General features: G+C 59.8%; 17 protein-coding genes, 1 tRNA gene and 1 pseudogene. 8 read left to right on the forward strand and 11 right to left on the reverse strand.

The window, feature by feature from the left end; translation table 11 throughout:
• Nucleotides 1-559 precede the first annotated feature (559 nt).
• Nucleotides 560-946 (forward strand): hypothetical protein, encoded by a 387-nt coding sequence (locus AArc1_RS15430; protein ID WP_117365209.1) that lies wholly within the window; start codon nucleotides 560-562, stop codon nucleotides 944-946.
• A gap of 274 nt (nucleotides 947-1,220) precedes the next feature.
• Entirely contained in the window at nucleotides 1,221-1,859 is a 639-nt protein-coding gene (locus tag AArc1_RS15435) for a hypothetical protein (RefSeq protein WP_117365210.1), read from the forward strand.
• A gap of 126 nt (nucleotides 1,860-1,985) precedes the next feature.
• On the opposite strand, the gene AArc1_RS15440 is transcribed toward AArc1_RS15435, so the two are convergent.
• Nucleotides 1,986-2,858 carry a DMT family transporter gene (locus AArc1_RS15440; protein WP_117365211.1) on the reverse strand — a complete coding sequence of 291 codons (873 nt, stop codon included), beginning with the start codon at nucleotides 2,856-2,858 and terminating at the stop codon, nucleotides 1,986-1,988.
• Between the two features lie 149 nt (nucleotides 2,859-3,007).
• Here AArc1_RS15440 and AArc1_RS15445 point away from each other — a divergent pair, with 149 nt between their 5' ends.
• Both AArc1_RS15445 and AArc1_RS15450 read left to right on the forward strand, forming a co-directional pair.
• On the forward strand, nucleotides 3,008-3,739 hold the full coding sequence (locus AArc1_RS15445; protein ID WP_117365212.1) for a hypothetical protein: 732 nt from the start codon (nucleotides 3,008-3,010) through the stop codon (nucleotides 3,737-3,739).
• Nucleotides 3,740-3,810: 71 nt separating this feature from the next.
• The gene (locus AArc1_RS15450) at nucleotides 3,811-4,320 is read left to right on the forward strand and encodes a hypothetical protein (protein WP_133412215.1); all 510 of its coding nucleotides are present in this window, start codon (nucleotides 3,811-3,813) and stop codon (nucleotides 4,318-4,320) included.
• Between the two features lie 307 nt (nucleotides 4,321-4,627).
• Here the strand turns inward: AArc1_RS15450 and AArc1_RS15455 are convergent, their stop codons facing one another.
• Complete coding sequence (locus tag AArc1_RS15455) at nucleotides 4,628-5,605, reverse strand: Cdc6/Cdc18 family protein (protein ID WP_117365214.1); 978 nt, start codon at nucleotides 5,603-5,605, stop codon at nucleotides 4,628-4,630.
• A 437-nt stretch (nucleotides 5,606-6,042) separates the two neighbouring features.
• On the opposite strand from AArc1_RS15455, the gene AArc1_RS15460 reads away from it, so the two are divergent.
• A complete protein-coding gene (locus tag AArc1_RS15460; RefSeq protein WP_117365215.1) occupies nucleotides 6,043-6,246 on the forward strand; it encodes a MarR family transcriptional regulator in 204 nt (67 codons plus the stop codon).
• Between the two features lie 175 nt (nucleotides 6,247-6,421).
• On the opposite strand, the gene AArc1_RS15465 is transcribed toward AArc1_RS15460, so the two are convergent.
• Complete coding sequence (locus AArc1_RS15465; protein WP_117365216.1) at nucleotides 6,422-6,892, reverse strand: type IV pilin; 471 nt, start codon at nucleotides 6,890-6,892, stop codon at nucleotides 6,422-6,424.
• A 9-nt stretch (nucleotides 6,893-6,901) separates the two neighbouring features.
• Entirely contained in the window at nucleotides 6,902-7,348 is a 447-nt protein-coding gene (locus AArc1_RS15470) for a type IV pilin (RefSeq protein WP_117365217.1), read from the reverse strand.
• Nucleotides 7,349-7,686: 338 nt separating this feature from the next.
• Here AArc1_RS15470 and AArc1_RS15475 point away from each other — a divergent pair, with 338 nt between their 5' ends.
• Complete coding sequence (locus tag AArc1_RS15475) at nucleotides 7,687-8,265, forward strand: hypothetical protein (protein WP_394341266.1); 579 nt, start codon at nucleotides 7,687-7,689, stop codon at nucleotides 8,263-8,265.
• A complete protein-coding gene (locus tag AArc1_RS19705; RefSeq protein WP_394341267.1) occupies nucleotides 8,246-8,518 on the forward strand; it encodes a hypothetical protein in 273 nt (90 codons plus the stop codon). The genes AArc1_RS15475 and AArc1_RS19705 overlap by 20 nt, the downstream gene beginning before the upstream one ends.
• A 54-nt stretch (nucleotides 8,519-8,572) precedes the next feature.
• Here AArc1_RS19705 and AArc1_RS15480 read toward each other — a convergent pair whose 3' ends face one another.
• From AArc1_RS15480 to trmY, 6 genes and pseudogenes are all read right to left on the reverse strand, one after another.
• The gene (locus tag AArc1_RS15480) at nucleotides 8,573-9,031 is read right to left on the reverse strand and encodes a type IV pilin (RefSeq protein WP_117365927.1); all 459 of its coding nucleotides are present in this window, start codon (nucleotides 9,029-9,031) and stop codon (nucleotides 8,573-8,575) included.
• Nucleotides 9,032-9,316: 285 nt separating this feature from the next.
• Nucleotides 9,317-9,859, reverse strand: a pseudogene (locus AArc1_RS15485) (DUF7845 domain-containing protein); the annotation flags it as partial.
• Nucleotides 9,860-10,239: 380 nt separating this feature from the next.
• Nucleotides 10,240-10,371 (reverse strand): hypothetical protein, encoded by a 132-nt coding sequence (locus tag AArc1_RS19555; protein WP_267130074.1) that lies wholly within the window; start codon nucleotides 10,369-10,371, stop codon nucleotides 10,240-10,242.
• The gene (locus AArc1_RS15490) at nucleotides 10,364-10,603 is read right to left on the reverse strand and encodes a DUF7563 family protein (protein WP_117365218.1); all 240 of its coding nucleotides are present in this window, start codon (nucleotides 10,601-10,603) and stop codon (nucleotides 10,364-10,366) included. Before AArc1_RS15490 ends, AArc1_RS19555 begins: the two co-directional genes overlap by 8 nt.
• Before the next feature lie 55 nt (nucleotides 10,604-10,658).
• Nucleotides 10,659-10,731, reverse strand: a tRNA-Pro gene (locus AArc1_RS15495).
• 92 nt (nucleotides 10,732-10,823) lie between these two features.
• Nucleotides 10,824-11,420 (reverse strand): tRNA (pseudouridine(54)-N(1))-methyltransferase TrmY, encoded by a 597-nt coding sequence (gene trmY, locus AArc1_RS15500; protein WP_117365219.1) that lies wholly within the window; start codon nucleotides 11,418-11,420, stop codon nucleotides 10,824-10,826.
• A 146-nt stretch (nucleotides 11,421-11,566) separates the two neighbouring features.
• On the opposite strand from trmY, the gene AArc1_RS15505 reads away from it, so the two are divergent.
• The gene (locus AArc1_RS15505) at nucleotides 11,567-11,749 is read left to right on the forward strand and encodes an HVO_A0556 family zinc finger protein (protein ID WP_117365220.1); all 183 of its coding nucleotides are present in this window, start codon (nucleotides 11,567-11,569) and stop codon (nucleotides 11,747-11,749) included.
• 96 nt (nucleotides 11,750-11,845) lie between these two features.
• Here the strand turns inward: AArc1_RS15505 and AArc1_RS15510 are convergent, their stop codons facing one another.
• Nucleotides 11,846-12,571 carry a diphthine--ammonia ligase gene (locus AArc1_RS15510; RefSeq protein WP_117365221.1) on the reverse strand — a complete coding sequence of 242 codons (726 nt, stop codon included), beginning with the start codon at nucleotides 12,569-12,571 and terminating at the stop codon, nucleotides 11,846-11,848.
• Nucleotides 12,572-12,626: the final 55 nt, after the last annotated feature.

Consider the following 12,626-nt stretch of genomic DNA (forward strand, 5'->3'; position numbering starts at 1 on the left):
CACGACGCTCGCGACCCCAACCGCTGGCTGGCCCGGGCTAACAGTATCAGGAGTTCAATGTAGCAACCGAGTGGCGAACTCGTGAGCCGAGCTACGACGGAACCCCGTTCCGATTCGGGGGACGAACGGACCGACCACCGCGATCGAATCGAGTTCAACGGCGGCTCACTCGCAGACGCGCCTCCGTATGTACGGAACCCGCGGGGAAATAGCTGCGACAGAACACGGCGACCGTTCGGCACCAGTAGACAGGATATGAGTTGCCGATCCAGAACGATCCGTATGGCTCGTCCACCGAAGAACCAGAGGCCGGCATCGGGGAGACAACTCGGCCCACCATCGCCGTTACAGTCGGACCGACCAGGATTTCGACCTCCCCTCGAGCGAACCACTCGTCGTCGAACGGACAGCATATCCACTGGGCAACCGACTCGAGAGGGGCTGTCACCACCGGAAACCAACGCTATAAATCACATCTTGCAATAGGAAATCGAGCAAGGCAAAAGCGCCGAGATCCGTCGAACACAGTTTCATACCGGTCGATGACATACCAGGAGTCATGGACGCGATTTCACTGGGCGTTCCGGAACCGATCCTCGAGCGACTACCGGCCGACGACGAGACGGCCGCAACGGACATGCAACAGGCCGTCGCAGGCTGGGAGACAAAACTCAACCGGGCGATCGAGGAGGCCGACGACGACCGCGACGCCGCCGTACGGATCCTCGAGGCGGTCGATCGGTTCGAGCAACGATACGAGAGATACGACGAACTAGTCCCCGAGCTCCGCGCGTGGGGACAATCACCGATCTACGCGATCGCCTGGCGAACACTCTACGCCGACGTGATCGCTCAGCTGTACGCACACGATGACCTGGGGGAGCACTTAGACCGCGAGCGGAACATGCGACTCGTCGAAGACGGCATCCGGCTGCAGGACCTGTAGCCGTTCGGTCGAGAACAGGGCTGATCAACGTCTTCGATCACCGTAGCGAGTCAAGGGCACCTTCCCGACTACGGGACAGAGCGGGACCAATGAACGTCCCCACAGATCGGAACGGGCGGCCACGAGACCTGATAATCGGACCGTACAGGGACAGATGACGACGTTCGACCCCTGCGCTCTCGGTAGGGGATGCTCGAGCGGGCCCCGAGCAGTCGACACGACCGCCCCAATTGACGTGCTTAACAAAGCCCCTCGAACCACGTAGGTCGAATCGATGGCAGACGATCACGAGAGCGGATCCGACGGCGACGCGGCCGGTTCGAGCTGGATGCTCGTCGCTACGATCGGGCTTGTCCTCCTCGCGTTCGGCGTGACTGTCGCGCTCGCCGGCCCTGGTCTCGTTGGTGACGTCTCGAGCGGGGACGACGCACTCGAAAGCGTCAGCGACGACGAGGAATCCGGATTCGAATCAGCCGAAAGCGAGAACGGGTTCGACGACGGCACCGACGACGAACTCGAGGCTGAAGCGTCGGACGAGAGCGGCGACGAAGTCGAATCGGATGACGAAGACGATGTAAGCGAGGATGCCGACGACAGCGAGACAGATGAGAGCGACAATGAGACGGATGAAGGCGACGGCGACGGGAGCGAGGAGTCGGACGAAGACGAACCGACAGACGATGCAGGCGAAGAAGACGAACTCGAGACCGACGGTCCCGACGAAACGACGGCGCCGGATGGAGACGATGTAACGGAGCCCGACGGTGGCGAGGCGGACGACGATATCTTCGACGACGGTATCTTCGGCGATGACGACGGTCCTTTCGGTGACGACGACGGTCCTTTCGGTGACGATGATGAGACTGACGACGACGCCGGAATCTTCGACAACGGGCTGTTCGACGACGAGTAACGAATCGTGTGCCAGCGCTCCGTCGGCCTGACCGTCACACCATCGCCGCCGGCAGCCAACCCGTGTTCATCATGGGAGTAGAGACGGGCCAGAAAGACATTCGAGTCATCGGGCGTCGACGGGAACTCACATCGCGATGAGCGTCACGCCGACGACCGCCAGGACCGCGGCGACGAGTCGGAGGCGGAAGTACCGTTCGCCCAGGAGGAGCCCACCAAGGACGACCGCGACGATCGCCTGCGTGTTGATCACTGGAGAGGCGATGCTCGCCGGGAGAAGCGCAAACGCGAGAGTCGTGGCGTGTTCTCCAAGGGCGACGATCGCACCACCGAGAGCGAGTTTCGGGAGATCCCCGCGGACCGCCGTGGGTGGGTTGCGGATCGCACTCGGAAGGAGCACCAGGAGGACACCGAACAGGAGCAACGGAACCCAGAGCGTCTCCGGAATCGCAAGCTCTTGCAGCGAGACACGCTTGCCGACGTCGCTAATCGCATAACACATCGCACTCACGAGTGCGAGCTGGGCGGGTCGCGACCGTGCGGCCTTGACGAACGGTTTGAAGAATCCACCAGGATCGTAGTTGGCCACGTAGACCGCGAGCGTCGCGACCACGACGCCGACGACCTGAATCGGCGTGAGAAACTGTCCGAGCAACAGGACCTCGAGCGGCAAAACGAACATCGGGACGATCTTGTTGATCGGCGTGACGTAGGAAACGTCACCGATCGAAATCGCATGCAAGAACAGCACGAACGCGACGGCAGTCGAGAGCACCGTCAGCGCGACAACACCCAGTTCGGAAAGCCCGAAGCCAGCAAACAGGTCACTCGAGAACCCCGTCTGCGTGATCGTCACCGGCAGATACCACGCGACCGCGAAGGCGTTGATCAACACGGTGAGCGCCGCGGGCGGATAGTTCGAGAACGAGCGCTTGAGGACGTAGATGTAGAATCCCCAGACGAAGGCGGCTGAAATTGCAAAGCCGAGTCCAGGGTCCATAGCCGCTCGAACGAATGTTGGCATCAAGAGTCGTTCGGTCGGCAGGGGACCGAACGAGCTGTGAACACGGCTCGGCATCCCAGATCACAGTCGCCACCCCCAACCAGTGAGGGACGGCTGTTTACATTGCGCTCTCCCTATCTTCGGTGATGGATCGTCCAGTATCGCGTCGAAGGGCGGCAGTCGAGCGAGATTTGCAGGACCGAGGGTTCACACTCGAGGCGAGTGAGTATGCGACGACTGCCAGGAACGGACCCGCTGGTCTGGCCGGCGTCGACGCCCCGCTCGAGGTCGTCCACCTCGCTGACGGCAACCCTCTAACGGTCGTCTCAGCGATCGCGAACGCCGCCAACGAGGGACGGGTGCCGGTGCTCGTCACCGACCAGTGGTCTCGCGAGGCCGTCACGGAGGTGGTGACAGCACCGTTCCTGCTCGCTGGCGAACGCGACGGTGCCCGCCGGTTCTACGCCCTCGAGGATCGCATCAGGCTGACCGACGGAAGCTTCGCCTGCGTCGGTCACCGAGGGGAGCTGACGTGGCACGAGGTCGTGACCGACTCGGATCAACCCGAACTGCTCCTCGAGGCCAGTGGCGAGCCTGTCGCGGCGGTCGACTCCGATGAACTGGCCTGTCCCGGCCCCGAGCCGAGGGCGTTCCAGTACCGCTACGCTCGCGACGACGACGGACGGCTGTCTGTTTTCGGAAACGAGGGGACAGTCGGCCGATATCCGAGCTTCGACGCGATGCGGACGGCCGGATTTCGTCCTGTCTCGGCCCCGCTCGTGCCCGAACACCACGTCCCTCGGAACGGTCGGCTAGCGCGTGCGACTCTCCTTGCATCCGTCGACCGCGGTTCGGTCGAGTACCGTCACTGCCGGTGACGGCTCGAAGCGAGTCACACCGTGTGAGCCGAGCCAGGAGCCTTTTTGCAGGCTACGGCGTATGCACCAACGTGCTCTCGAGGATCCGTGATGGTGCGCCGGTGGTGTTGATCCCCGCCGCGTGGACGACGGTCGGAGCGACACAGGTCGATCTCGTGAGCGAGCAGAGCGTGTTCGTCGCACTGCTGGTCATGGCCGCGTTCATCGCGTTTTTCACCGTCACAGGCTGGCGGCTGATGGGCGACGGCGCGCTTCGTGCGTGGCGAGCCGTCCTCGTCGTCGGTTTTGGACTCACCCTCTGTGGCATCGCTGGCTTTCTCGTCTCGAGCGCAGCGACGGCGCTACTGGGGGTGAGTCTCGTTGGCTGGATGATCCTGCCCGCTGTCGGGCTGGCCTACACCGGCCGCGAACTCCCCACTGCAGCCGTAACCTACCTCGGCGGTGCCGCCTGCTGTCTCGTCGGCGCGATAGTTTTCAGCCTCGCTATCGGCGTCTTCGAGACCAACGTCGGCGCACTTTCCGGGATTGCGCTCGTCGCAGTTGGACAGACCGCAGGGATCGTCGACGCCTCGAGGCGGTGACCGGCCGCGACGCTGTAGACGTGTTCCAGCCGGTCATGACTCGAGGCTCGATCGGTCGGCATGGACGAGCCACGAGCTATTCGGTATCGCTCACGAGCGACAATGTGGATGAAGTTGGGCCAGCGCGAATGTCGAACACAGAAAGACGGTCACTCTCGCTTTGTTCGAGCGCTGCGACTTCCCTGATTCGATTCTGCGTGTTCCACTGTTCCACATCGCAGACTGCGCCCTTCGCTCGTGGGTGTTGCGATGCGGGAGAAAGTGGGCCGGCTCGAGGTCACGGCTCGGTCACGCGATAGGTCTTCCCTCAACCGTTTCCGCTCGAGGCGATCAGCTCGTATTTCTCCTCGAGCGACGCCAGATACCGCCGTCGCGTGCTTCCAGCTTTGGGCACGGAACAGCGTTGCTCGTAGGTCTCACGGAGTTCCGTCACGCCGATCTTGCCGGCCGCGTCGATAATATCGTAGAGCAACCGCTTGTGGGTCCCCAGGTCGTCGACGCGGTCGCATCGGATCTCTTCGCGAGCGTCGTCTTCGACGCGGTGGACAACGCCGACGGTGATCTTCGGTTCCGGGCTCGAGTCGACCACCATCACGGCCTGGCGGAGCATCGCGATCGCTTCGCGGGCATCACCAGCAGCGCGGTCGGCGATCTCCGCGATCGCGGCGGAGGTGATCACGCCGGGGGCCAGCCCCGCCCGAATACGCGCTCGGAGAATGTCGACCAGCTGGGCGAGAGTGTACTTCTCGAGGGCGACTGTCGTCATCGACTGCAGACGACTCCGAACGCGGCTGTCACAGCGTGCGAGCATGTTGTCCTCGCCGATCGTAATCACGACCATCGTCACGTTTGGCATATCGTAGAGTGCATGAAGGACCGACTCGTCCTCGAGGCAGTCGACCTCGTCGAGGATCACGAGCAACTGGCCGTCGTACGTCCGAAACTGGTCGTAGAACTCGCTCGCAGGTGTCCCGTCGGTCGACAGGTGGGCCGCCAGGCCAGTGTCACGGACCAGCCGTTGCAGGACAGCGTTGGTCGACGAGTCCGACATGCAGTTGACGTACCCCCAGCGAAACCCGAACGCAGTCGCCTCGAGCCGTTCGGCGACGTGCCTGGCGAGTGTCGTCTTTCCCGCGCCGCTCGGGCCGTGGATGAACACGTGTTCGCCCGGCGAGTTCTGTGTAATCGGCTTGAGCGCCGCCGAGAGGTAGGAAATTTGCCCGTCCCGATGTTGGAGTTCCTGCGGGACGAACGACCGCTGGAGGGCTCGAGCGTCGGTTATCATACGCTATAGCAATCAGACATTGTATTAATTGCTGACGGCTGAACTGGATATGGTTGCCTGTTGACCTCTCTTCTCAGTCAAAAACGAAAGAGAACTGCAGAGATAGAACTGATCGTAGCCGTTATCGAACGGTTCCTAATTCTTGTTCAGTATCTATGCGTGCGCTCAAGTGTGGCACTAAATTCCCCGCAGGTGCATTCTATCATGCGTGCGTAGCGTAGGTGCGGAGGCCAGCGGGCCGGTGATGAATCGCCGGGTCCGCATTTCTTACGAGGGCCCAACTGGGCATCGGTGGGTCCGTCAGTCTGCCGTCAACCGAATACAGGAACAGACATTACTTAGCGATAACCAACTAATCCGTGCTTTACCAAACACTGAATGGCGTTTGTACGAACAAGTTTCGTTATTCGATAAGTGCAAGACTATGAGTTGTGGGTATGCACCCGCGGGTTGAGTGGATGGACCAAAAGGACAACCAGATTTTCGAGTTACTTGACGAATCCGAGCTGATTCTCTCCCCTGCAGTCGCTGCGAGCAACCTCAACTACTCTCGGAACTGGCTCTCGCAGCGAATGAGTAAGTTCAAGGATGGCGAACTGATTAAAAAGGTCGACGGGAGTTACTACCGAATCACCGGTTGAAGACGAGCGTATCTCAATGGCGAGGTTGACGCCAAAGAATTAGAGAATAGGGTGAATAGCCAAGTGTATTGAGCGGTACATTATTTCAAGATACGTCCGGTAAATCAACGATCTACACTATAATAGAAATATATTCACGAGGTGATTGGTTGGCGATATAGAAAGGGTATTAGCCCTATTCGTCAGCTATATTGACTTCGATACTTCCAACCTGCGTTTGTGTATCGTCTTCTGAGATTACTGCAATCGCAGTCACAGTGCCGTTAACGTCACCGTCGTCAATATCATCAGAATTGAGCGTCTCTGTATCGCCAACTGTAAGTTCAGCCTCGGAAAGGTCTTCAGCATCATCAGGGCCATAAGTGTCATCGCTGAAATTACCTGCAACTCCTCCGAAAGTCACATAATCGGAATTCCCAAGCGAGGTCACCTCAATGGCGAGTTCTTCCTCGTCTTCATCAAAGTCCATCGATACACCCGCCTGAGCCTCTTGACCGACACTCCCTCCGAGATCCAGTACGAATGCCGCGATCACAGCCGCGAGAATGACTGTTATCGCGACCATCAAGATAACCCCAATTACTGGAGAGACTGCCCGCTCATCTTCCGTGCCGACCAGCTTTGATTGATATTTGCTTAGATCCATAGGTCTAACTTAGTTGTCAAAGTCGAAAGACTCACTCCCGACCTGCGTTTCAGTTCCATCTGCCTCAATCACTGCAACAGCGGTGACTGTCCCATTGTCATGTTCAAAATTACCGTCAGCATTACTCATGGTTTCACTATCTCCAACAGTCATGTTCTCGACCCGATCTTCTTCATCGGAATCAAACGCACTGGAGCGGAAGTCAACATGATCAGCGTTTCCAGATGATGTGACTTCAACTGTGATATTCCCTTGTGCAGTTTCGTCGACATCAATTGACACGCCGGCCTGTGCCTCTTCGCCGACGCTCCCACCGAGGTCAAGCACGAACGCCGCGATCACAGCCGCGAGAATGACTGTTATCGCGACCATCAGGATAACCCCGATCACTGGTGATACTGCACGTTCGTCCTCCGATCCGATCAGCTTCTTCGAAATCTGTTTTCCATCTAACATGGTTGTCCCATTGCCAGCACCCAAACGGTCAGAAAGGTTATACCGTCTGGCATGAAACCATGCCGGTGCGAAGGGATTGGGGGTATAACCGTCCCTTGCGCGTCACCTTTCTGTCTCCCGTTTTTGGTGCTTGATTACCGATGGATACCCCACCTATATATAATTAGTTGATTGTGTGTCTTTCGGAAGTAAACACAGTCTTGAAAGACTTTCAGTTTTGATAATTAGCAGGTCATAGAACGGTTACAGCAGGAGCTTGAGTCGACGCTGTCTGGCGGTTTGCTGACTACACTGCCAGACCGGAACACAGAAGCGATTTCACAATCCGAAGTAGCACCATGAGCAATCCGAGGCCGCTCGTCGATGAACGCGGTCTTGCGGCCACATATGATGGCGGTGCATATGTCGACGCGTGGGAAGCCGTCGAGCAGTACCGGAAAGCGACCAGCTACGCATTCCGAAAGGGAGTCAAATCGAGTGCAACCGCCCGCGCTTTAGATCTCCCTCGAGGCCGGCTCCGGACGTGGATCGACGACGGTGGACAGCCGGATGCAATCCGAGGGATCGAAGTTGCTCGCGAACACGGATGGCTCGACGTTGAGTACGATGACTTGGAGTTCACAGCACTCAATATGCTCGTTGCGAACGTGTTCTCCGGCGGCTCGATCGCCGAGCAACACTACCAGCCGTCGTTCGCACTGAATCACTTGGATCACAAGTCACACGTTGTCGACGCGCTCGAGGCGGCGGGTGTCGAGTACGACTTCTACCACGAAGAAGACGAAGACCGAAGCACCCAAGTTCGACCGACCGACCGAACACGGAACGGTGCTTGGCCGTGTTCTAAGCGTTCTCGGTGCTCCAGTCGGCCCGAAACCAGGACTTCAGAACCTGCAGTTGTCCGAGTATCTCGGTGACGCACCTCGTGAGATTTACGAGACGTTCGCGCTCGCGTATCTTGCGAACCGAGCCATCCACCAACGCGAGAAACGGACCGTCCAGATTCTCGAGGATCGACCTCGATCCTATCGTGACGAGCTGGCTGCGTTTTTCGAGGACGTCTCCGGTGAGCGCGTCACGTCCAATGAAACCTACATTACGATCTCTTCTGCAGCTACTCAATCGCTTAACCTCCAGCCGCGCTATTTCGTTCCCGAAGCTGATTCCTGATCAATCAGCCGATGTGCGGATAGCTCAAAAGAGAAGGTCGAGTAGCGAAGTGATCTAGTCAGTCATGTCTATCTCGACACTTCCAACCACTGTCCGCGTATCGTCCGATTCGATCACAGCAATAGCAGTGACCGTTCCGCTCACCCCATCATTATTCTCAGTCGTATTGCTAACTGTAATTGAATCACCAACGGTCATGGTTTCCTCATCGAGCGTAGGACCCGAGTCTGAGACATTTAGATCAGACGCTGCACCTCCAAATGTAACGTAATCAGCGTTACCCATCGACGTAACCTGAATGCTCAAGTTCTTTTGTGATTCGTCGAATTCCATCGAAACGCCAGCCTGCGCTTCTTGGCCGACACTTCCACCGAGATCGAGCACAAAGGCCGCAATAACGGCTGCGAGAATCACAGTTATTGCGACCATCAAAATAACTCCAATTACTGGAGATACCGCACGCTCGCCTTCTGATCCGATCAACTTCTGTTGTATCTGTTTTCCATCTAGCATGGCATCCTCCCCCAGCAGCACCCAAAACGGCCAGAAAGGCGGTTAGTATGAAACGGTTCTATACACGGGTTAATTACTCGAACTGTCATTCCCGAGTTCCCCCTCCGTCACCGCTTCAGATGCTATAACAGTTATAGGCGACGACGGAATATAAAGTATCGACATTTTCTGCACGAAAAGACGTAGCGTTGCTATGACAACTCTAGATGTTCGACGCGCTCGAGCGTCTATTCCCCATCGTCGGTCCGCTGGATGTGGAGGTGCTGTTCATTGACCAGTTCCCCATCGGACGTACCGTTCGTACGCCCACATCGTGCTTGCCTCGTGCGGTCTCGAGCGGAAATAGTCGGGGTGAATCCCTTCGCCAGCGTGCTCGAATATCGCAGCGTAGAACTCCGGCAGCAGCTCGAGGGCGCGGCCGGGTTCGATGTTGCTGGTGTGGTATTCGACGTCGACGCCGTCGACTTCGCCGGCCTGATTTTCCCACGGCAGCCGTAGCGGCTCACCGCTCTCGTAGTGGCACATTCCGGGGAACCGCGGCGAGACGTTGAACGACGCCTTCTTTTCGCAGCGCCCACGGCCGACGATGTCCCACTCGTACAGCCGCTCGGCGTTGATGCCGTCTGACAGCCGCGGCGCGATTCCCGACTTACTGTACCGCACCTCGAGTCGCCAGGGCTCGCCGTCGACCTCGGTGCTCAGCTCTACGTATCCCTCGAACGGCGGCCCCAACATGATCGACGAGAGCGCGACGTAGGGACCGCGGCCCCAGTCGGGCCACTTCAAGCGGCCTTCGATCTCGTAGGGCGTCGTCGCGGCCTGGCTCATCGCAACCCCTCCCGTTCGGCGAAGCAGTCCGAACAGAGGGGAATCTCACTCTGTCGACGGCATTTGACATCGTAGCCGACGTACGAACAGCCGACGCGCGCCGACCAAACCGGGCCCGACTCGTCCTCGAGGTCGTCGTCTTCGCGTCGTGCCAGGTGGCCGTCCGATCACCGACGTACTCCAGGGCGTCGACCGTCTGGACGACGTCGGCCTCGAGGGCATCCCCGCTAGCTTTCGGACTCCCGAGTTCCGATGCTCGAGAACTCACAGCGGACCACCTCGAGCGCGGCGGATCTCTCGAGCGCAGCTCGCACAGAGCCGCTGGGTCGCAGGAACCGATTCGTCACACCGCTCGCACTCGTCGGACTCGACGAGACGACTCATCGAGAACCACCGTCCTCGAGCGCCTGACGAACCTCGCTGTCTGTCGCCTGGTGAGCTGGATGGGCGATCGACGTCCGACTCTCGACGTCGTAGAGTCGACTCGCGGGCACGAACAGCGGCTTACGCATCGGGCTCACCTCCGTGACGCCCGTTCGACGTCTCCGGATCGGGGATCGACACCTCGAGGCCAGCAGCGGAGCCGCGGCTCAGTCGGCAGTAGGTGTCACACTCTCCGCAGCGGTGAGCGCGGTCGCGATCGTCACCGAAGACGCGTGCGAACTGGTTGGTAACGTGGGCACCACAGTGGAGACAGGCCGAGTTTCCGACACTGAACCGCAGTGTGGAACTCACGCAGACCACCCCGAAAAGCGGCGGCTACGTGTCAGAAAATGCGGGGAAGGGGATTTATATCCAGTGGGCCGGCGCAGATTCGAACTGCGGTTACGGCCACCCGAAGGCCGAAGGATACCAAGCTACCCCACCGGCCCGCACTCTGAGTAAGTGGGCCGGGTAGTTTAACGCTTCCGAAACCCGAGTGCATCGGCGCTCGCGTGCGATTTGTCCACTCGAGCCGGCCGCCCTAGAACGTCTCGTAGCCGTCGGTATCCAGAAAGTGATGGGCGACCGTAATCGCCTGATCGGCGTGTAACAGTTCGGGCCCGAGTCGAACCTGCCGGTCGACGTACTCGCCCAAGGAGGTCTCTTCGTCGGCAGTAAAGTCACGATGATCCGAGAGGACGAAGATCGGGTCTGTGAGGTCATCGACGTCGACGACGCTGTCGCCGTCCTCGTGAAGCTGGACCACGGGGCCGTCGTCGGTGATCGTCTCGAGCGTCCCCTCGAGGCCGCGGCGATACACTTCGACGCCGGGGCTGGGTTCGGCGGGCAGTGCACCGATGGCTTCGTCGCGGTGATCGAGTGCGTTTCGGATCAGCGCGGCCGTCGAGCGTTCGTCGGGGTTGAGCCGCCGGAGTTCACGACCGTCGAAGGTGATAGTGAGTTCGTCCTGGACGACGAGATGGACGCGGACGGCCTCGCGGATGCCGTGGGAGGTGACGAAGGAGGCGGTGATCGACCGACAGAGGGCATCGAGTCGGCCGGCCCCACCCGCGAGGTCGTCGAGCGAGAAGTCAGAATCGGTCGGGACCTCGTGACCGATGAGTACGAACTGGCGCATACTTACACGACGGACGCCGGCGGGGATAGCCCCCACGATTTCGGGCCACCGTTCCGTCGTGACCGTCCGACGTCGACGGAACAGTGACTATCGACCGGCATATCCAGGGTCAACCGTTTCACCGGAATCGGCAGTGGAGTTAGTACATGGCACATTCACAGCGGACTCGAGCGAACGACCAGAACGGGACCCTGCTCGCGATTCTCGAGGGACGGTCCTGTCCGCTCTGTTCGGACGGCGAACTCGAGCGCAGTATCTACAAGGACAACAGGGCAGTCGTCTGCGACGGGTGTGGAACGCCTCAGGCACAGGTCTGGTCGGTATCGTGACCGCGGTCGGGTTGGCTCGAGGCGGACGATACCGAAGACAGACCAGTCGAATCGCGAGACCCGATGAGGCCGACCGTCGCACGTCACCGACTGTAGCTACTCGAGCCGAGCGTCCGTAATCCGTAATCGTCCCCGCGTCCCCTCCCAGACGGTCTCGGACTCGAGTTCGATGCGCCGATCCATGTGTGGCCCGTCGACCACGAGCGTCTCGAATTCGCCACCTTCACCCAGAACGTGTACGCCGTATTCCTCGTTGAGGCCCTCGATTTCAGCCAGTGTCTCGTGGTCAAGCGTTCGCCCGAGCCAGGACTCGTCGAGGCCGTGGGCGGCGACCTGGACGATGACGATCTCGAAGCCGGCATCGAGCATCGCGTCGGCCAGCGAACGGGGATCTTCCTGCCACAGCGGAGCGAACAGCTCACAGTCTAGCCGGTCGCACATCCCCTGAATTCGGCTCGTCTGATACTCACTTTCGACGGCACCTGCCGTGACGCCGGCGATGCCACCCTCTAGGTCGCCGGTGAGGGCCTCGAGAGCAGCCTCCAGGGGTTCGAGTTCGTCGTCACCCTGGGCGCTCGAGTCGGTCGCCGAGGGGGCCGCGAGGTCGTCCGGTTCGACGTCGACGAGGTCGATTCCGATACTCTCGGCGGCCAGGCTAGCCAGATCAGTCGCAGGGACGTGGTACATGTACGAGTCGTCGGTCGGATGGACGGTGACGAGCCGACGAACGTCACGTCCCGTCTCGAGTGCCCGGTACAGCGCCCACGAGGAGTCCTTGCCGCCCGAAAAGAGGCTCACCCACGCGCCGTCTGCGTCGCTCATACTCGAGTCAGGAGCGAGGCGCCTATATGCGTGACGAGTCCAGTCGCTCGTCTCC

It is taken from the genome of Natrarchaeobaculum sulfurireducens, assembly GCF_003430825.1.
Taxonomy (GTDB): Archaea; Halobacteriota; Halobacteria; order Halobacteriales; family Natrialbaceae; genus Natrarchaeobaculum; species Natrarchaeobaculum sulfurireducens.

Bases quoted from the DNA above. Each gene is read 5' to 3' on its own strand.
- AArc1_RS15505 (WP_117365220.1), top strand. From the start codon at position 11,567: ATGGCACATTCACAGCGGACTCGAGCGAACGACCAGAACGGGACCCTG.
- AArc1_RS15465 (WP_117365216.1), bottom strand. From the start codon at position 6,892: ATGGATCTAAGCAAATATCAATCAAAGCTGGTCGGCACGGAAGATGAG.
- AArc1_RS15455 (WP_117365214.1), bottom strand. From the start codon at position 5,605: ATGATAACCGACGCTCGAGCCCTCCAGCGGTCGTTCGTCCCGCAGGAA.
- AArc1_RS15480 (WP_117365927.1), bottom strand. From the start codon at position 9,031: ATGCTAGATGGAAAACAGATACAACAGAAGTTGATCGGATCAGAAGGC.
- AArc1_RS15460 (WP_117365215.1), top strand. From the start codon at position 6,043: ATGCACCCGCGGGTTGAGTGGATGGACCAAAAGGACAACCAGATTTTC.
- AArc1_RS15510 (WP_117365221.1), bottom strand. From the start codon at position 12,571: ATGAGCGACGCAGACGGCGCGTGGGTGAGCCTCTTTTCGGGCGGCAAG.
- AArc1_RS15475 (WP_394341266.1), top strand. From the start codon at position 7,687: ATGAGCAATCCGAGGCCGCTCGTCGATGAACGCGGTCTTGCGGCCACA.
- AArc1_RS15445 (WP_117365212.1), top strand. From the start codon at position 3,008: ATGGATCGTCCAGTATCGCGTCGAAGGGCGGCAGTCGAGCGAGATTTG.
- AArc1_RS15430 (WP_117365209.1), top strand. From the start codon at position 560: ATGGACGCGATTTCACTGGGCGTTCCGGAACCGATCCTCGAGCGACTA.
- AArc1_RS15440 (WP_117365211.1), bottom strand. From the start codon at position 2,858: ATGGACCCTGGACTCGGCTTTGCAATTTCAGCCGCCTTCGTCTGGGGA.
- AArc1_RS19555 (WP_267130074.1), bottom strand. From the start codon at position 10,371: ATGCGTAAGCCGCTGTTCGTGCCCGCGAGTCGACTCTACGACGTCGAG.
- AArc1_RS15470 (WP_117365217.1), bottom strand. From the start codon at position 7,348: ATGTTAGATGGAAAACAGATTTCGAAGAAGCTGATCGGATCGGAGGAC.
- trmY (WP_117365219.1), bottom strand. From the start codon at position 11,420: ATGCGCCAGTTCGTACTCATCGGTCACGAGGTCCCGACCGATTCTGAC.
- AArc1_RS15435 (WP_117365210.1), top strand. From the start codon at position 1,221: ATGGCAGACGATCACGAGAGCGGATCCGACGGCGACGCGGCCGGTTCG.